Raw genomic sequence first — 19,037 nt, 5'->3', positions numbered from 1 at the left:
TTCTTTGCCATCTCTTGAAATCCCAAAAAATGCACACTTTTTCCGGTATACCCTTCAAAACCCTTGCACTAATTTCTGTGTTTATCAGCCTCTAACCTTTGATATATCAAGGTTTTAGGTTTATTCAGCAAACCCTACTTACTAAAAACCTTTCCTTGCTTTCTATCCTCTACCCTTGAGCAAGATGTAACTTTCCATTGTCAATTATCAATTATCAATTGATAACTATGAGATTTCAGCTTGATGGTTGACTCTGTGAATAATTATTTTTCGCAATTCATCAGCTATTAAAATTAACGGTGGACAAAACAATAACATCAACAAATAAGATGGTTTTAAAGGTGCAGTCGAGAAGACATTTTGCAAAGTAGGAGAATAAATAATAGAGAGAATTAATAACCATTCCACCGCAATTCCTGCCCAAATTAAACGGTTAGTAAAAAAGCCCAAACGCAAAATAGAAAATCTTTCGGAACGACAGGCAAAAACGTTACCATCTTGACAAGCGACAATTACAGCTAAAGTCATTGTCGTAGCTTGGTGATAAATCGCCATTGTTGCTGCATTTGCGGAGTGAGATAAAATACTAGGGCTAAGTGCCTGTAATTGGGGAAGATTATAACCATTTGTCCACCAAACAAAGAAAAATCCTGCCATACCTGCTAAACCTTCCAGCAGACCTAAAAAGCAGTAAGCACGCAGTAATAAAGGTAAATCTAACAGTGCTTGGGATTTTTTCCGGGGTGGTAACTCCATTGAACCAGTTTCCGGTTTTTCTGCCCCTAATGCTAGTGCGGGTAACATATCTGTACCTAAGTCAATGGCTAATATCTGCAAAATTACTAGTGCTGGTGGTATTTTCAGAAACACCATTGCTAGGAAAGGTAAAAACTCCGCCATGTTGGAAGCGAGAATGTAAGTCATGAACTTGCGGATATTTTGATACACCGCCCGACCCTGTTCAATGGCAGAGACGATAGTGGCAAAGTTATCATCTATCAGCACAATGTCCGCAGCTTCACGGGCAACATCTGTACCACTAATTCCCATTGCTATGCCGATATTCGCAGCGCGTAAAGCCGGGGCATCGTTGACACCATCACCAGTGACAGCGACGACATGACCAAGGGTTTTATAGGCTTCAACTAACCTGAGTTTCTGTTCTGGTATGACTCTGGCAAATACTAACCCGGTTTTGTGCTTGTGGATGATTTGCCGTAATTGCGTATCAGAAAGATGTCCTAATTGTTCACCAGTGATAATTCTGGGTTTACCGTTAGCTAAACCAATACGTTGGGCGATCGCTGCTGCTGTTAAACCATAATCACCTGTAATCATAGTAACTTGAATGCCGGCACGATGACAAAGGGCGATCGCATCCGCAACTTCTGGACGTGGTGGATCAATCATCGCCACCAACCCCAAAAAAGTCAAATCCTGTTCTAACAAATTATTATCTAGCTGATTTAATTCCCCCCCACCTTGCCTTGTCGCCACCCCTAAAACACGATAACCTTGACTAGCCAATTGATCATTAGCCGCCACAACTTCCTCGCGCTGAGTTTCCGTTAATTCCAGCTTTTCCCCCGAATGCCATAAATACCGCGAATGCTGCAACACATCCAAAGGCGCACCCTTGGTAAAAATCACATACTCGCAATTTTCAACATTATCTAACGGCAAATGTCCTTCTAGCAAAACCGTCATCATCCGACGGTGAGAGTCAAAAGGAATCTCCCGAACCCTGGGCGATCGCTGTTGCAACTCCTCCAAATGCAAACCCGCCTTAATTGCCGCCACCAATAACGCCGCCTCCGTAGGATCACCCACAGCTTGCCATTGATTGGAATTGGGGGGATGATTTAACCGCGCATTAGAACAAAGCGCCGCACCAGTCAACATTAACCGCACCTGAGACTGATTTTCACTAGAGGTAATTTCTACTTCTCCCTTGGGTTCATAACCCACCCCAGTCACATTAATATTAGTATTAGGAATCCACAATTGGCGGACAGTCATTTCATTTTTAGTCAAAGTCCCAGTTTTATCAGTGCAAATAACAGTCGTTGCACTCAGAGTTTCCACCGCAGACAAACGCCGCACCAAAGCATTCTTAGTAGCCATGCGTCTGACACCAATGGCTAAAGCTAAACTCACAGTAGGTAGTAAACCTTCGGGAACAAACGCCACAATAATACCAATGGCAAAAATGAAACTTTCTTTCAGTTGCATTCCCACCAGCAACTTAGTTAATAAAAATATCACCACCCCCATACTCAAAGCAATGATAGTAATGATGTGAACCACCCTAGAAATCTGCACCTCTAAAGTGCTGGCTTCCCGCTTCACATTTGCCGTAAGATGGGCGACTTGACCAAATTCTGTATGTGTTCCTGTTGCGTAGACTACCGCCAGTCCCCGACCAGCAGCAACCGTAGAACCTGCAAATACTAAATTACTCGCTTCCGAAGCATGGATATTTGCGGCGGTGACAGGTTCGCTAATGCGGGGAACAGGCAAAGATTCCCCTGTAAGTACGGAAGCATCTACATATAAAGATTGACTTTCAATCAGTCTGGCATCAGCGGAGATTTTATCACCTTCTTCTAACTGCATGACATCGCCGCTAACTAATTCACGGGCAGGAATTACAGATAATTTCCCATCTCGAAAAACTTTAGCTTGGGAAGGTAAGATTTTTTTCAGTGCTGATAAAGCTTTTTCCGCTTGATATTCCTGCCAAAAACTAAAAATAGCATTAATCCAAATAACTGCCCAAATTGCCCAACCTAATTCTGGAGTTTGGGAAATAAAAGCTAATATTCCCGCTACCCACAACAGCAACGCCATAAAATGGGTTAATTGGTCAGTGAAACGGAGTATTAAAGGGCGGGTTTGGGGTTCGGGAAGTTCGTTATAACCAAATTGTTTTAATCTTAAATTTGCTTCTGCCTCGCTGATACCTTGGGGAGTTGTTATTAGTGTCTTGTAGACATCTGTAGGTGTCAGCGTCCAAATATGAAAGTTGGAATTCATACTTTTGGTATCAATCCGGCTTTGATATCTTAGATGCTGAGTTTATACCTGTTCATCTGTCAAAGGTATTATCTGAATCAGGATGTCTGGTTACTGAGCGAAGTCGAAGTACAGGATTAAAGGATTTACAGGATTTTAGTTTGTGGTCAAAGATTCCCGACTTCTAAACATAATTAATTGCATGAATAAAAAGATAAATGATATTTTTTCTCTGCGTCCTCTGCGTCTCTGTGGTTCGTTTAAAAAAAAGGTAATTTAACAGTAATACCAGAATAATTGAACGCAGATGCACGCAGATAAGCCACATCCTGTAAATCTTTAAATCCTGGACATCCTGATTCAGACAAATTAAAATATTAGTACACCACAAATAAAATATATAATGTATGAATAACTCAACATTTACCATTTTTATAGTCTTTGGATTTATTTGGATTTTTATGGCCACTGCTGCTGTAATTGCACTGTTTAAATCTGATGGTCAAGAAATTAGGATTAGTAAAATGGGATTAATCATTATTATTCCTATTATTTTACCAATTATTATTACCTTGAGTTATGCAGCATTTAAAGGGTCTTTTTAATAAAGGGACATTTTAATAGGACTTACGCAACTGGCATATTTCTCTGTTCGTAGTAAGCGATTTATCGCTTATTTTTGGCACTAAAGTGCCTACTACAGACTTAAATTTAGACTTTCCTTGTGACACTTGCGTAAGTCCTGTTTAATAATGATGGTCAGAATCAGGATATCCTAATTTTGACATTTTTTAGGAATTTTTGAAAAAATCAGTAAAAAATTAGTGTTTATTCTAACATTTCCAGACAAATTCCTAAAGCGTTAAGTTGTTTAGGAGAAAGGAAGCGTAATTTTTCCACAAGTTGTTTTCGTTTTTGTTTTTCCACTTCTGCGCGTTCTTCACCTGTTAACAATAAATTACCTTCTTCATCCCACCAACGCGCTTCGCTAACACAAATGTACCATCGGAGTCTGGTAGCTGGGTGTGGTCTGGTAATGTCAATACTGTGAGGGAAGTCATTATGCATAACCAAGATTGTATTTATATTTTATGCTTAAACTTCGATCCTGTATAAATCTTGATTCAGAAAAACGATGATCTTGATAAAATTTACATTTTAAGACTTGACAAGATGCGAAATTTACATTATATTTATGTTATCAGTGGAAATCTGTCCGCGCATATATAGTAAAATTTTGTATCACAAAGATCCCCGACTTCTAGGATAATTGATTTTGATACAGGATGATTAGATCAAAGAAGTCGGGGATCTAAATTTTGTCAGAATCAGGATAACCAGGATTAAAGGATGTACAGGATGGTAATTTTTAGATGGTTTATAATCATTTAAATAAAATTATCAAAAAACATCCTGAAAATACCCAACATCCTCACAAACAATCATTCAATCACATCCTGAAAATCCTCAAATCCTGGACATCCTGATTCAGACAAATAAAATACCCAACATCCTCACAAACAATCATTCAATCACATCCTGCAAATCCTTAAATCCTGGACATCCTGATTCTGACAAATGCAAGGTTTAATTAAGATTTGAGAATGTACCAAAATTGTGATATTATATTATAAGACTTGATTAAGTAAAGATAAATAATTAATTCAACACAATTTTCATGAGGAGATAAATTTATGAGTTTAACTATTTCTGATGAAATTCTCCATTCTACAGGAATGACATCAAAAGAATTATTAATAGAAATTGCAGTGATGTTATTTGAAAAAGAAAAAGTTAGTTTAGGTAAAGCTAGTAAAATAGCTGAAATGAATTATGTAGAATTTCAGGAATTACTCGCTCAACGTAATATTTCCCTTCATTATGATGTTGCAGAATTTCAAGAAGATATGAAAACTCTTCAAGAAACAGGTTGGTTATGATTATTGTTAGTAACACATCACCAATTAGCAATTTAGCTAAAATTGATCACCTATTTTTACTGCAAGAAATTTATAGTGAAGTTATTATTCCTCAAGCAGTATATGATGAATTAACAGATATTAGAGCAGGAGAAAAAGTTAATAATGCTATAAAAAATGCTAATTTTCTCAAGAATAAACCTGTTATTAATTATCAATTAGTAAAAGATTTACAGCGAAATTTAGATAGGGGAGAATCTGAAGCAATTGTATTAGCAATAGAATTAAATGCTAATAAGTTGTTAATAGATGAAAGATTAGGAAGACAGGAAGCGATAAAATTAGGATTGTCTTTGACTGGAGTATTAGGTATATTGTTGATTGCTAAAAAAAGAGGATTAATTAATAATGTTAAATCTTTGATGGATAAGTTAATTTCTCACACAGCTTTTAGAATTGGTGATCAACTCTATTATACTATTTTGATAGAAGCTAATGAAAATTAGTAGTTTGTAGGGTGCGTTAGGAGTGCAAAAAGATTATAAAATACACCAATCAATTTACACGAAGTAACGCACCATTAATTATGATGCTTCACTGGTAAAATCTACCTTGTCATAAATATCAACCAGAGAAATTTCACAAGAAATAGAAGCTAAATTCAAAATATCATTACTATCTTCATATTCTAAAAATGTCCATTTTCTCCGATCTGTTTTAATATACTGTTCAACGTGCATTGTATATTGATCAATTAAAATATATTCTTGAAAACTAGGAATAGTCCGATAAGCTGCAAATTTCTCATCTCGATCATAACCTTTGGTAGATTTTGATAATACCTCAGCTATCATTATTGGGTTAGTAATAGTATCATTTCTTCCTTCTGCAAAAACCAAGGGAGTTTGCACAACCACAACATCAGGATAAGTGTGAATCCGTTTTTGAGGAATCCAAAGTCTTTGATCTGTAACAAAGACTTGATAGGGTTGACGTTTAAGAGCAAAATTTAGCACAGCGTAAAAATTGCCAGTAATTTGGTTGTGATCTGGTGTTCCACCTGTCATGGGTATAATTAAGCCATCTATATATTCGTGACGTATTTCTGAATTTATTTCAAATTCTAGATATTCTGCGGGTGAGTAGTATTGTGTTTCCTTTGCAAGAGTCATGATATTTATGCCAAAAACATGAATACTATACTTATACTTTAACCTCTAACTTAATTCGATATCCCAAAACATCTAAAAACTCAACTAAACTATAAATCTCATCTCCGAAACTTGCAGATAAAATCTGATCAAGTTGTTGATATTTCTGTTTAGCAGTTTCCGAAAGATTATTTGCTGCTAACCGTGCATCAATAATATTCTTTAATGCAGAACGTAAAACTTCAGGTTCACGGACTTCTTCATCCAATTGTAAAAAAGTTTCTAAATATGCAGCAGCTTCTTCAACATCTTGGAGAGATGAAATTAAATATTCCTTATAACTTTTACTTGTCGGTGTTATTACTTCTTTCATGATTTTTACAATTTTATTAAATTACTTTTATGATCATACCAGCTATTAACAATCGTAATAATATTATCTATTTCCTCATCATTCAGGTTTTTAAATTCCTCATTTTCATTAATTTTCAAAGCCACATTATTATGATCTTTGATGATAGGTTCTAAAATCCATTTATAGTAACCTTTATCATTATCTAATGTAAAGAAAAATAAGCAAACTGGAAATGGTAAATCTCTCAAGACATTCAAATTGTTATATCTTTTATTTTTTAGCTTAAAAATACTATCATGCTGAATCAAATTAGAACTAGAAGCTGTTGCTTTCACTTCTACCCCAAACATTCTACCGCTAGACTTACCATCTTGGGTGATGGTTACTAATAAATCTAATCCTGTGTCTTTTTGTTGTTGAGAAACAATCAAATCATCACGACGAGTCAAGTAAACAACAGCTAAAGCTTCTGAACGGAAACCAATATACCAAGGTTGTTCTGTTTGCATTGTTTTATCTCCATTGTTGATCAGTAAATTGGGAACTTAAAATTTTCTGTATATTCTGTGTGTACGGTTGCCAAAAATTATTGACCTCATTCCAAAGGATTTCTCTATTCTGTTTATTAATAGGAAAATTAGTAGATAAACTTGAGAGAGATGTTAAATTTTCACCATTAGCAGAAACTAAATAACCGACTTCTTGAACTTCATCAATTCCCACTATATAAGTTGGTGCTGGATAAGATGCTATACCAAGTACAGATTCCTTTTTTACTTGCACCTTTAAACGTTTATCTTTCTTAGTATAACCTTGTCTGGTAGTTTTGACTTGGACAAAAAAATAAGGAATATAACAACCAGCACCTACTAACTCAACAATAAAATCAACATACTGCCATTTATCTCCTAAAAACTGAGGCTTAAAAATGGGACCATCATCAGAGTGAAATTTAGTGATTAAAACTTCAAATATCCTCTCACCTCTTTGTCCGAGTGCATCCCTCATTATGTTATATATATCCCTATCTTAATTCAGTTATAATTTGCTTCCCAAAATATAGGGTAAGCAAAATTGCCCACCCCATATTAATTCAACTCTCTGCGCCTCTGCGTCTCTGCGTGAGCTTAATTCAAACTAAGCACCTTCCCGCAACTTATCCAAAACACTGCGATCCTCAAGAGTCGAAGTATCCCCCGATACCTCCTGACCCGCAGCCAAATTCCGCAACAACCGACGCATAATTTTACCCGATCGCGTTTTTGGCAGTGCATCAGTAAACTTAATTTCCCCAGGACGAGCGATCGCACCAATTTCACTGACAACGTGCTTTTTCAGTTCCTTACTCAACTCCTCACTGGGTTGATAAGTTCCCTCTAAGGTCACAAAAGCTACAACTTCTTCACCCTTCAACTCATCAGGTTTACCAACCACCGCAGCCTCAGCAACCGCCGGATGGGAAACTAACGCAGATTCTACTTCCATAGTCCCTAAGCGGTGTCCAGACACATTTAGCACGTCATCCACACGACCCATGACCCAGAAATAGCCATCTTCATCCTTTCTTGCACCATCACCGGCAAAGTAAGTATATTTACCATCTTTGGGCGGAATATGTTCCCAATAAGTGCGACGGAAACGCTCAGGATCACCGTACACAGTCCGCATCATTCCCGGCCAAGGATGACGTACAGCTAAATAACCACCTTCATTATCGGGAACTGTGTTACCTTCTAAATCCACAATATCCGCAATAATACCAGGGAAAGGACGGGTAGCGGAGCCGGGTTTAGTGGGAATTGCACCGGGTAAAGGTGTAATCATAACACCACCAGTTTCCGTTTGCCACCAAGTATCAACGATGGGGCAACGTTCACCACCAATCACTTTATGATACCATATCCAAGCTTCGGGGTTGATAGGTTCACCGACAGTACCCAACAACCGCAAGGATGAAAGATTGCGGGATTTAGGATGGTGTTCACCCATTTTGATAAAGGCGCGGATAGCGGTAGGAGCAGTATAAAAAATCGTTACTCCGTATTTTTCAATCACATCCCAGAAACAACCAAGATTAGATGCACGGGGCGCACCTTCATACATTACAGTAGTTGCACCGTTGGAAAGAGGACCATAAACAATATAGCTATGTCCCGTAATCCAACCGACATCAGCAGTACACCAATATACATCTGTGTCCTGTAAATCAAAAATCCATTTTGTGGTAATATGGCTGTATAGGTTATAACCGCCCGTAGTGTGTACTACCCCCTTGGGTTTACCCGTACTACCAGAGGTATAAAGAACAAATAGCATATCTTCGCTGTCCATTGGTTCAGCCGGACAGTCAGCGGATACACCTTGTTGTAAATCATGCCACCAGTGATCCCTTCCTGGTTCAATATGGGTTTTTTGACCGGTGCGTTTAACCACTAAGACATCTGTAACACTGGGTGCGGCGTTATCTGCTAAAGCTTTATCTACCTGTTCTTTAAGCGGTACAATTGCATCCTTACGCCAACCACCATCAGCAGTAACTACTACTTTTGCTTGAGCATCATTTAAGCGATCGCGCAAAGCTTCCGCACTAAAACCACCAAAAACAACGCTATGAGGTGCGCCTATTCTCGCACAGGCTAACATAGCAATAGCCGCTTCCGGTATCATGGGCATATAAATTCCCACGCGATCGCCCTTGTTCACACCCAACTGTTTCAGCACATTAGCAAATTGACAAACTTCACGATGTAACTGAGCATAAGTTAGCGTGCGAGAATCTCCCGGTTCACCTTCCCAAATCAAAGCCGCTTTGTTTTTACGCCAAGTCGTTAGATGTCTATCAAGACAGTTGTAAGAAATATTAATCTTGCCATTGACAAACCACTTCGCAAAAGGAGGTTGCCAATCTAGCACAGTATCCCATTTTTCAAACCAATGTAACTCATTTTCCGCTAAATCTGCCCAAAATTTCTCAGGGTCAGCTTTTGCGGTATCATAAAGACGCTGATAATCTTCCAAACTTTTGATTTGAGCTTTTTGGGAAAAATCACTAGCTGGATGAAACAGACGCTTTTCCTGTAGGATAGATTCTATCGTCGGTTGAGACATGATGAATTATGTAAACAGTATTGTGACTGAAAACTATTGTTAGCAAAGTTTTGGCAAATATTGTTTAGATTTTCATTAAGCTAGATGAATCCAACTGTCTATCACAGAATTATCAAATTGTGTGATATCCCATTTTATTCCTTCTTTGTGTCCTTTGCGTCCTTTGCGGTTCGTTATCATATAACTTGTACATTTTAGACAGAACTAGAAGTAGATATCCCAGTAACCCAGTTGACAAAAGTCATAAATAAGCAAAAATAAGCCACTGAGCAGATAAAACCTAAAGAAAATATTAAGTATGATTGAGGAAAAGAAAAACAGTACATCTTGTACCGGGAAACAGGATAAGATAGAAAAGTATCAGCAAATAAAAAAGTGTATCCCCAGTTGCAGAAAATAAACAACCAGAGTGGTAGAGACTGAAACCAAAAGATAGTATACTAACTACTGTGGCAGTAAGTATTTTGCACCAGCTAACTGGGTAAAACCAGAGTTGTGAAATCCTCAAATTTTGGCAAATACAACCTTTGTCCAAAAATGTCAATACAATCTTTCTTTAATTAAGTAAACTTTACCAAAACTTTACCAAAACTTTACCAAAACTTTACCAAAAACCAAATTTTAACACCAAATACACCAAAACATGAATCATATACATCTGTTCCCAGGTATAAATTGAAAACAAAATGTTTATTTAGTTTAGTGACTCAAAAGTAGGGCGTAGTTTGCAAGCAAAAGAAATAAAGGATAAACTAAAGTTATTAAGCGAGAGAGCCGCAACAATAGATCCTCAGTTAGCCAAAAGATTAAATGAGATCAATCGTTGGGTTAAATATACTCGCCCTGGTTCCCTGACTGCTAAACCTTATGTGCTTGCGTTTCTCCTAGAGGTAATTACAGACTCTACAATTTGGCTACTAATTAAATCATTACCTTCCGAAGCAGCCAGACAAGCAAAATTTGAGCAAATGACAGCCAATGAAAGGTATTGGTATGGTTATTTATTTCCTAAGTGGATCAACTCAACAGATGCCAAATTTTATATTTGGAAGAAAAAAATGATGGCAGGGGAGTTTAATCAGTTGGATGATGATATGATTAAATCAATAGCCCAAGATATTGTGCGTCGTGAAGGGAATGTTTGGCAGCGTTATATTGCTGACCTTTCTATGGCGACAGATTTAATCGTTAGTAATCATCAACACAAACCACTTTGTATTCAAATCACCAGTGTTAGTAAAGAATTTCATGGTCAAAAATATGAAAAGTGGCAAAATGCCCTGCAAATGTGGGAAATAGAGAGAGGATTGTTTTTAAGTTACAATCCTGGCGAAAATGATTTTATCAACCAGTTAGTAAATGTGGCGCTGTACAACAGTGATCATCTGTCCCAAGGAAAGTATGTCAACTTTTCCTGATATCCAATTGTTGATATTGAACACCTGAGTCCTTGCCTAAATCGTTACCTGTTTACGACAGCATTTATCAGCATTTATGCTTAACCAAAAAGAAATGAACAGCATTACTCAAGTAGATGAATTTGCTGAAATTTTAGCAGCAGCCCGCAGAATGCAACAAGACTGGTTAGAATATGGAGTAAATTATGTACATCTTTATGTTGAAGATGCCGATGGAGATTGGTTAGAAACATGGGATGATGATGAAATATTGAATCATTCTTTATTAGATACTATTAAAGAATTTTTAGTAAGTAATGATGATATAGCAGTAAAAATTAGGTATCGTTTACGAGATAGGCCACTGTTTGATTTAGCTGTAGATTTAGAAGAATGTTTGCGGATTTCTAGGGAAGATCAAAAAATATTAGCTATTAGCGATATTCTAGCGCGTTATCTTCATATTTGTGATCTTGATTTACTGGATTTAGCAAATTGTTTGCTGGAAAAGTTGCTGTAATTTTCCCAGAACATATTTTAATCGTAGGGGTTTAGCATTCGGGTGATCACCTACTGCGGAAACTGTAGGGGCGAAGCTTATGGGCGATAATTTAACGGAAAAATCAGACATCTAGATATCCCAAATGCTTCGCCCTGCCCCCATAAATAAGTTCCATAATTTCTTTTCTGGAGATTGTCATTTTTCCAGAACATATTTTAATCGTAGGGGTTTAGCATTCGGGTGATCACCTACTGCGGAAACTGTAGGGGCGAAGCTTATGGGCGATAATTTAACGGAAAAATCAGACATCTAGATATCCCATAAGCTTCGCCCTGCCCCCATAAATAAGTTCCATAATTTCTTTTCTGGAGATGTCTATTGATCTGCAATCTGCTTTATTGCTAGAGAGTAAGCTGTTACACAGCTAAATTGTATAATCCTAATATTCTGAACTATTGTTTAACAGGCAAGATGCCTGTTCCACTTATACAAATTAAATGCACAACAGCTTATAATTGATTAAAAATAATAGCGGTTTGTTCTATGACAGTTCCACTTTTAGAACAGGAAACAGAAAAACTGATAACTGTACCTGGTGTTTCTTGGCAACAGTTTAAAACTATTGAAGTCCAGTTAGAAGAAAATCATGCTGTAAAATTGGCATATTTAGCAGGGGTGCTGGAAATAATGTCTCCTATTGGTGATAAACATGAATATGTGAAAAAAACCCTTTCCTATTTATTAGAAGCATACATGAGATATAAGGGGATTCGGTTTTATGGTAGGGGTGGTTTTACTTTAGAAGCAGCGGGTTATGCTTCGGGAACACCAGATGAATCTTATTGTATTGGTACTAATAAAGAAGTTCCTGATATTGTGATTGAAATTATCGTTAGTAGTGGTTCAATTAATAGAACTGAATTATATAAACCTAAGGGAGTTCCTGAAGTTTGGTTTTGGAGAAATCATAAAATTCAAATTTTTAGTTTAAATGCTGTTTTGGAATATGAGGAAGTTAACCGCAGTCGGTTTTTTCCAGATTTGGATCAAGAGTTATTATTGCAGTTTTTAGCTATTCCTGATCAATATGATGCGGTATCGCAATTTATTGATTTTATTAATGAGAAATAATATCTTCCGTATCATTTTCAGGTGGATGCCAACCAGCAGAAACCCACGCTTGTCTAACGGTAACTGCATAAATATTATTGAGTTGTAAAGCTACAACTGTAACACGACCAAAGGCAGTTAATCCCATTATATGTGTACCATTGTTAGTCCAAGCAAAGTGATGTGACCATTTTTGTTGACGAGGATTAAATAGTTTAACCTTCTGGTTAGTAACTGGATCAAATCCCTCTGTTTGAGTACCTTTGTATCCGTTGCATAGTCTACAAGCTAACCATAAGTTTTCTTGATCATCAGTTCCACCTTTAGCTTTGGGGATAATATGATCTATCTCCAAAATTCCTAAAACATACTTTTGTAAACTACGACAATAACCACATTGATTATTTGCTTGGTTTCGTACTCTTGCCCGGACTTCTTCAGAAATTTGACTAGAACTCACGCATCTAACTCTTTTATTAATCCACGTTTTACAGCTTCACTTAATGCAGTAGCTTTTCTCAATAAACCTTCCTGATAAATTTGCATTAATGCTTGTAATTCAGGATGTTCTGATTCTGTGAGAATACCAGCTTGTTGTCTGTCTAGCAACTCAGTCAAACGGCTATCTTCTTCAGGTTTCATTTGTAATTCTGTCAACTCTAAAACTTGTTGATCAGAAAGTTTTGATACAGGTTCAATGTTTGCTGCTTCTTGGCTAATAGGTGGGATAGAAAACTGGATAGTATCAACTAAGACGCTGGCTAAATCACGGTTTGCTAGACGTGCAAAGTGTTCAGCTTTTTGGTAAATTTCATCTGGTAGAGTAATTGTGATTTGGTTACTCATATTTTTAGATAGTTTTCCTTGATATTTTGATTATAAAGGATTTGACTTTAATTTATTATAAGCTGTTGTGCATTTAATTTGTATAAGTGGAACAGGCATCTTGCCTGTGAAACAAGAGTTCAGAATATTAGGATTATATAATTTAGCTGTGTAACAGCTTATGTAGGACTTACGGAAGATGTGACTGAAAACCTTATTCTTGCCTAGGGGTAATTCATGTAGCTTGCTTCCCGAAGGGTATTACCCCTACTTTCGTTACCTTTTGCGTAAGTCCTGATATCTTAACACTTTAGATTAACTAATATATTGTTTTTGCAATAATTCTTTACTTATTTTCTCTTGTCTTTGCATCAAAAATCACATACAATTATTATAATTAAACGCAGATAAACGCCGATTAACGCAGATAGAAAAACAGGTTAATTAGTCAGCTTTTAGTAATTTATGTCCAGATTATTAGTCTCCCAATATCAAACAGAAGTCCAAAAAATCATCCAGTTTGGTGGTTCAAGAAATGAAAAATCTATTCGTAGAGCTTTTGAAAATCTGTTAAATGAATATTGCAAACCTCGTGATTTTCTGCTTATTCCTGAGTTAGATTTTAAATTACCTAATGGTAAAGTCGTTTATCCCGATGGTACAGTTAAAGATGCTTTGCGGTTAGATTGGGGTTACTGGGAAGCTAAAGACGAATATGATAATTTAGATCAGGAAATTGAGAAGAAATTAAATAAAGGTTATCCTGATAGTAATATTTTATTTGAAGATTCCCAAACTGCCGTTTTAATTCAAGGTGGTACAGAAACAATGCGCGTATCTATGCAAGATGCAGACGCGCTAGATGGTATTATTAATAACTTTATAAATTTTGTTCGTCCTGAAGTGCGGGACTTTCGAGAAGCGATAGAGGTATTTAAACAAGACATTCCCATTATATTAGATTCTCTCAGAAAGTTGATTGATTGTCAAGAGGGGAATAATCAATCTTTTGAAACCGCAAGAAATAAGTTTTGGGAACTTTGTAAAAAGTCCATTAACCCGGAAATTAGTTTGTTAGATATTCGGGAAATGATGATTCAACATATTTTGACTGAGGATATTTTTATTAATATTTTCAGTGAGTCGCAGTTTCATCAAGAAAATAATGTTGCGAGGGAGTTACAAGGGGTAATTTCGACGTTTTTTACTGGAAGTTTAAAGCGGAATACTTTGGGAAGTATTGAAAGATATTATGCGGTAATTAAAAGAACTGCTGCTAATATTGTTAATCATCAAGAAAAACAGAAGTTTCTCAAAGCATTATACGAGAATTTTTATAAAGCATATAATCCCAAAGCTGCGGATAGGTTGGGTATTGTGTATACCCCTAATGAAATAGTTAGGTTTATGATTGAAAGTGTGGATTTTTTAGTACATAAACATTTTGGTAAATTGTTAGGGGATAAGGATGTAGAAATTTTAGATCCTGCGACGGGTACGGGGACTTTTATTACTGAGTTGATTGATTATTTACCTCCCCATAGTTTACAGCATAAATATCAACATGAGATTCATTGTAATGAGGTGGCAATTTTACCTTATTATATAGCAAATTTGAATATTGAATATACTTATAAACAGAAGATGGGGGTGTATGAGGAGTTTGAGAATATTTGTTTTGTAGATACTTTGGATAATACGTTGTTTGCAGGTAAGCAAATGGATTTATTTGCGATGACTTTGGAAAATACAGAGAGGATTAAAAGACAGAATGATCGGACTATTTCGGTAATTATTGGAAATCCTCCTTATAATGCAAATCAACAAAATGAAAATGATAACAATAAGAATAGAAGTTATCCAGCAATTGATAAATTAATTAAGGAAAGTTATGTAAAATATAGCAATGCTCAAAAAACAAAAGCTTATGATATGTACACTAGATTTATCAGATGGGCTTCTGATAGACTAGGTAAAAATGGAATTATTGCGTTTATTACAAATTCATCTTTTATTGATGGTAGAGCTTTTGACGGTTTTAGAAAAGCTATAAGTGATGATTTTAATTATATTTATGTAGTTGACTTACATGGTGATGTGAGAAAAAATCCCAAACTTTCAGGAACAAAACATAATGTTTTTGGGATTCAAACTGGTGTATCTATTATGTTGATGGTGAAAAAACAGAAGAGTGATTTGAATAAATGTCAAATATTTTATATTCGTCGTCCAGAGTTTGATACAGCAGAGGAAAAACTAAGGTTTTTATCACAAACAAAATTTAATCAAATTCCTTTTAAACATATTACACCAGATAAAAATTTTAATTGGATAAATCAAGCAGAGAATGATTTTGAGAGTCTACCATCTTTAGTTGATAAAAATTTAAAAGATGCAAAACAGGAATTTCAAGAAACTGCTATATTTAAATTTTATACGAATGGAATTAAGAGTAATAGAGATGATTGGGTTTATGATTTTGATAAAGATGCTTTAGTCGAGAAAATAATTTTCTTTATTGATTTTTACAATTCTGAAATCAAAAGATATAAAGAATTTGGAAAGATCGAGAATTTAGATAATTTTGTTGACTATACAATTAAATGGAGTGAAAATCTAAAAAGAAAATTATTATCATATACACAAGTAAAGTTTCATAAAAACTTGATTTTATTTTCCTTGTATAGACCTTTCGCAAAACAATATTTTTATTCTGATTTAACTCTTAATGATAGATTAACAACCAATCATTTAATTATATTTGGTAAAAGTTTTGATAAAAACAATGTTATAATTTATTTTTCTGGACCTCCATTATCCAAAAATTTCCAGTTGATTGCATCTCAAAAACCCTGTGACTATCACTTTCTTGAACAAACTCAATGTCTCCCATTATATCGTTACGACAAAGAAGGAAACCGCATTGATAACATCACAGACTGGGGATTAAAACAAATTCAAACCCATTATCAAGATGAAACAATCACCAAAATAGACATTTTCCATTATACTTATGCAGTATTACATAACCCAGAATACCGCAAAAAATACGAACTAAATTTAAAACGCGAATTTCCCCGATTACCCTATTATGAAAACTTCCAAAAATGGGTGAACTGGGGAAAACAACTCATGAAACTTCATATCAATTATGAAACAGTCACACCTTATAATTTAACCCGTGTGGATATTCCCTTAAAAGACACCCCTTCGACTTCGCTCACCCCTTCGACTTCGCTCAGGGACCGAGAGAAAGACACCCCTTCGACTACTTCGACTTACTTCGACTGCGCTCAGTACAAGTCGCTCAGTACAAGTTCGCTTCCCCCTTCGACTTCGCTCAGGGACCGACAAAAAACCATCAAAGTTAAATTGAAAGCAGATAAAAATAAAGGTGTAATCATCTTAGATGATATTACCACATTAACAGGAGTTCCTGAAATAGCTTGGGAATATATGTTAGGAAATCGGAGTGCATTAGAATGGATATTAGATCAATATAAAGAAAAGAAACCAAAAGATCCCACCATTGCGGAAAAGTTTAATACTTATCGGTTTGCAGATTATAAAGAACAGGTAATAGATTTGTTGATGAAAGTGTGTACAGTGAGTGTAGAGACGATGGAAATAATTAAAGAAATGTCTGAATCAGGATAACCAGGATTAAAGGATGTACAGGATAGAATATTAACATTTTAACGTAGATAATTTTTGTCTTTTCTCTGCGTTCCCTGCGTCTCTGCGGTTCGTTAAAAAAAAGAATTTGTCTGAATCAGGATCACCAGGATTAAAAGATTTACAAGATGGAATAATTCGTAATTTTCAAACTTTTGTCACCTGTAACCTTATAATATATGGTATAATAAAATATGACTCACATTAATTTTTTAGTCAATCTAAAATTATGACTGAATCAGTACAATATATAACTAACACCCAAGGAGAAAGAATTGGTGTGTTGTTAAATATGGAAACTTACCAACAGTTAACCAATTTAAGCTGTTACACAGCTAAATTGTATAATCCTAATATTCTGAACTCTTGTGGAACAGGCATCTTGCCTGTTCCACTTATACAAATTAAATGCACAACAGCTTATCAACAGATTCAGAATTATTAATTGGTTTAACTGAGAATGAATTACAAGCGTTAGCAGAAACTTCCTTATCTGTGAAAAGTCAAACTGAATTGAATGATTTATTGATGAAAAATGCTGAAAATAAATTATCTGATGAAGAAATTGAAACTTTAGATAAATTAATAGCGCAGGTTGATCAATTGAAGATCCTGAAAACTAGAGCAAGATATACGTTATTTTGTCTGAATCAGGATGTCCAAGATTAAAGGATGTACAGGATGAAGTTTATCTTTTTCATCAGGATAATGACAATGAACAGCATCTTTAATTAATTCTCGTAGTTCTGGAAGACTATCAGCTTGAGTAAAAATTGATTGATTAATTGCTTTAGCAATATAACCACCTTCATCATCTTCTTCCACTAGAAAAATAATTTCTTTGATATTATTTTCAGGCATTATTGGCATAATGTGTAATTTTCAATCATGAAATTTTAGGTTATAATTATAATATCATAATTATTGGTATTTTTTCTCTGTGTTTCTGTGGTGCGATAAAAAAAGAAATGTCTGAATCAGGATGTCCAGAATTTAAGGATTTACAGGATGGAATAATTCGTAATTTTAAAATTACTGTCACCTATCACCTATCAGCTGTCACCGTGGCGTAGCACCTGTCACCGTGGCGTAGCACCTGTCAACTGTCACCTAATTTTGTCAGAATCATGGTAAACTAGCAAAAGTAGCAATTTATTACAGTAGCTATCGTAAAAATATATATTGCTGTTAATTTAAAATTTTCCGTTGTTTGAGAAATTGGAATGCTAGACCAAATATTTGATTACTTACACTTTCATATTAGTCTTGAAGCACTGATAGTATTACTGATCCTAGTTTTTTTAGAAGCGGTACTATCAGCAGATAACGCGATCGCCCTCGCTGCGATCGCCCAAGGACTAGAAAATCAAAAACTAGAACGTCAAGCATTAAACATTGGTTTAGTATTTGCTTATGTTTTAAGAATTACCCTATTGCTAACAGCTACCTGGGTACAAAAATTCTGGCAATTTGAATTATTGGGTGCTGCTTACCTGTTGTGGTTGGTATTCCAACACTTCACATCCCAGGAAGACGAAGATCATCATCATCACGGACCCAAATACAGTTCTTTATGGCAAGTTATACCAGTAATTGCCTTTACAGATTTAGCCTTTTCCTTAGATAGTGTGACAACAGCGATCGCCGTTTCCCAAGAAACCTGGTTAGTCCTCACCGGTACAACCATCGGTATCGTCACCCTGCGATTTATGGCCGGGTTATTTATTCGCTGGTTAGATGAATATGAAAATTTAGCAGACGCAGGTTATATCACTGTAGCGTTTGTGGGTTTACGTCTATTAATCAAAGTCATTAACGAAGCTTTAGTACCACCGCAATGGATCATGGTAAGTGCGATCGCCATAGTTTTAACCTGGGGTTTTTCCAAACGCACAGAAGTAGAAATCAAAACCCAAGAACCAGAAAAAACAGAAGTTAAATAGGGACTGGGGACTGGGGACTGGGGACTGGGGACTGGGG

General features: G+C 35.8%; 19 protein-coding genes and 1 pseudogene. 10 read left to right on the top strand and 10 right to left on the bottom strand.

Annotated elements, in window-relative coordinates; genetic code table 11:
- Positions 1-225: 225 nt before the first annotated feature.
- Positions 226-3,036, bottom strand: coding sequence for a cation-translocating P-type ATPase (locus PN497_RS08520; protein ID WP_096565671.1), 2,811 nt, complete (start codon positions 3,034-3,036; stop codon positions 226-228).
- A gap of 386 nt (positions 3,037-3,422) precedes the next feature.
- Here PN497_RS08520 and PN497_RS08515 point away from each other — a divergent pair, with 386 nt between their 5' ends.
- On the top strand, positions 3,423-3,620 hold the full coding sequence (locus tag PN497_RS08515; protein ID WP_096565669.1) for a hypothetical protein: 198 nt from the start codon (positions 3,423-3,425) through the stop codon (positions 3,618-3,620).
- Positions 3,621-3,843: 223 nt separating this feature from the next.
- Here PN497_RS08515 and PN497_RS08510 read toward each other — a convergent pair.
- A pseudogene (locus tag PN497_RS08510) lies at positions 3,844-3,996 on the bottom strand (Uma2 family endonuclease); the annotation flags it as partial.
- 713 nt (positions 3,997-4,709) lie between these two features.
- Between PN497_RS08510 and PN497_RS08505 the strand changes: the two are divergent.
- Positions 4,710-4,955: a UPF0175 family protein gene (locus PN497_RS08505; protein WP_096565667.1), complete on the top strand. Its 246-nt coding sequence runs from the start codon at positions 4,710-4,712 to the stop codon at positions 4,953-4,955.
- Positions 4,952-5,440, top strand: a complete 489-nt coding sequence (locus PN497_RS08500) for a DUF3368 domain-containing protein (RefSeq protein WP_096565665.1) — start codon at positions 4,952-4,954, stop codon at positions 5,438-5,440. The genes PN497_RS08505 and PN497_RS08500 overlap by 4 nt, the downstream gene beginning before the upstream one ends.
- A gap of 78 nt (positions 5,441-5,518) precedes the next feature.
- On the opposite strand, the gene PN497_RS08495 is transcribed toward PN497_RS08500, so the two are convergent.
- From PN497_RS08495 to acs, 5 genes are all read right to left on the bottom strand, one after another.
- Positions 5,519-6,106 carry a Uma2 family endonuclease gene (locus PN497_RS08495; protein ID WP_096565663.1) on the bottom strand — a complete coding sequence of 196 codons (588 nt, stop codon included), beginning with the start codon at positions 6,104-6,106 and terminating at the stop codon, positions 5,519-5,521.
- A gap of 31 nt (positions 6,107-6,137) precedes the next feature.
- Positions 6,138-6,458 carry a transcriptional regulator gene (locus PN497_RS08490; protein WP_096565661.1) on the bottom strand — a complete coding sequence of 107 codons (321 nt, stop codon included), beginning with the start codon at positions 6,456-6,458 and terminating at the stop codon, positions 6,138-6,140.
- A gap of 5 nt (positions 6,459-6,463) precedes the next feature.
- On the bottom strand, positions 6,464-6,949 hold the full coding sequence (locus PN497_RS08485) for a DUF4365 domain-containing protein (RefSeq protein ID WP_096565659.1): 486 nt from the start codon (positions 6,947-6,949) through the stop codon (positions 6,464-6,466).
- 4 nt (positions 6,950-6,953) lie between these two features.
- Positions 6,954-7,448: a DUF4365 domain-containing protein gene (locus PN497_RS08480; RefSeq protein ID WP_096565657.1), complete on the bottom strand. Its 495-nt coding sequence runs from the start codon at positions 7,446-7,448 to the stop codon at positions 6,954-6,956.
- A gap of 129 nt (positions 7,449-7,577) precedes the next feature.
- Positions 7,578-9,548: an acetate--CoA ligase gene (gene acs, locus PN497_RS08475; protein WP_096565655.1), complete on the bottom strand. Its 1,971-nt coding sequence runs from the start codon at positions 9,546-9,548 to the stop codon at positions 7,578-7,580.
- Between the two features lie 725 nt (positions 9,549-10,273).
- Here acs and PN497_RS08470 point away from each other — a divergent pair.
- The 3 genes from PN497_RS08470 (at position 10,274) to PN497_RS08460 (ending at position 12,578) form a co-directional block, all read left to right on the top strand.
- The gene (locus tag PN497_RS08470; RefSeq protein WP_096565653.1) at positions 10,274-10,966 is read left to right on the top strand and encodes a hypothetical protein; all 693 of its coding nucleotides are present in this window, start codon (positions 10,274-10,276) and stop codon (positions 10,964-10,966) included.
- Between the two features lie 76 nt (positions 10,967-11,042).
- Positions 11,043-11,465 (top strand): hypothetical protein, encoded by a 423-nt coding sequence (locus PN497_RS08465; RefSeq protein ID WP_096565651.1) that lies wholly within the window; start codon positions 11,043-11,045, stop codon positions 11,463-11,465.
- Between the two features lie 525 nt (positions 11,466-11,990).
- Complete coding sequence (locus tag PN497_RS08460) at positions 11,991-12,578, top strand: Uma2 family endonuclease (RefSeq protein ID WP_096565650.1); 588 nt, start codon at positions 11,991-11,993, stop codon at positions 12,576-12,578.
- Here PN497_RS08460 and PN497_RS08455 read toward each other — a convergent pair.
- Positions 12,565-13,017 (bottom strand): HNH endonuclease, encoded by a 453-nt coding sequence (locus PN497_RS08455; RefSeq protein ID WP_096565648.1) that lies wholly within the window; start codon positions 13,015-13,017, stop codon positions 12,565-12,567. The two genes, PN497_RS08460 and PN497_RS08455, sit on opposite strands and share 14 nt — an antisense overlap.
- Complete coding sequence (locus tag PN497_RS08450) at positions 13,014-13,403, bottom strand: hypothetical protein (protein ID WP_096565645.1); 390 nt, start codon at positions 13,401-13,403, stop codon at positions 13,014-13,016. The genes PN497_RS08455 and PN497_RS08450 overlap by 4 nt, the downstream gene beginning before the upstream one ends.
- Positions 13,404-13,847: 444 nt before the next feature.
- Between PN497_RS08450 and PN497_RS08445 the strand changes: the two genes are divergently transcribed.
- The 3 genes from PN497_RS08445 to PN497_RS08435 all read left to right on the top strand — a co-directional run bounded on the left by PN497_RS08445 (position 13,848) and on the right by PN497_RS08435 (position 17,726).
- Complete coding sequence (locus PN497_RS08445) at positions 13,848-17,039, top strand: type ISP restriction/modification enzyme (protein WP_096565643.1); 3,192 nt, start codon at positions 13,848-13,850, stop codon at positions 17,037-17,039.
- A 247-nt stretch (positions 17,040-17,286) separates the two neighbouring features.
- Complete coding sequence (locus PN497_RS08440) at positions 17,287-17,502, top strand: hypothetical protein (protein WP_272109914.1); 216 nt, start codon at positions 17,287-17,289, stop codon at positions 17,500-17,502.
- Positions 17,466-17,726 (top strand): hypothetical protein, encoded by a 261-nt coding sequence (locus tag PN497_RS08435; protein ID WP_272109913.1) that lies wholly within the window; start codon positions 17,466-17,468, stop codon positions 17,724-17,726. The genes PN497_RS08440 and PN497_RS08435 overlap by 37 nt, the downstream gene beginning before the upstream one ends.
- On the opposite strand, the gene PN497_RS08430 is transcribed toward PN497_RS08435, so the two are convergent.
- Complete coding sequence (locus tag PN497_RS08430; RefSeq protein ID WP_096565641.1) at positions 17,694-17,927, bottom strand: 2-oxoisovalerate dehydrogenase; 234 nt, start codon at positions 17,925-17,927, stop codon at positions 17,694-17,696. The two genes, PN497_RS08435 and PN497_RS08430, sit on opposite strands and share 33 nt — an antisense overlap.
- A 353-nt stretch (positions 17,928-18,280) precedes the next feature.
- On the opposite strand from PN497_RS08430, the gene PN497_RS08425 reads away from it, so the two are divergent.
- Positions 18,281-19,000 carry a TerC family protein gene (locus PN497_RS08425; protein WP_096565639.1) on the top strand — a complete coding sequence of 240 codons (720 nt, stop codon included), beginning with the start codon at positions 18,281-18,283 and terminating at the stop codon, positions 18,998-19,000.
- Positions 19,001-19,037: the final 37 nt, after the last annotated feature.

This window comes from Sphaerospermopsis kisseleviana CS-549 (genome assembly GCF_028329225.1).
In the GTDB taxonomy this organism is placed as follows: Bacteria; Cyanobacteriota; Cyanobacteriia; order Cyanobacteriales; family Nostocaceae; genus Sphaerospermopsis; species Sphaerospermopsis kisseleviana.
Note: the sequence above shows the minus strand (reverse complement) of the source record. Positions and strands in the feature narration are given on the sequence as shown.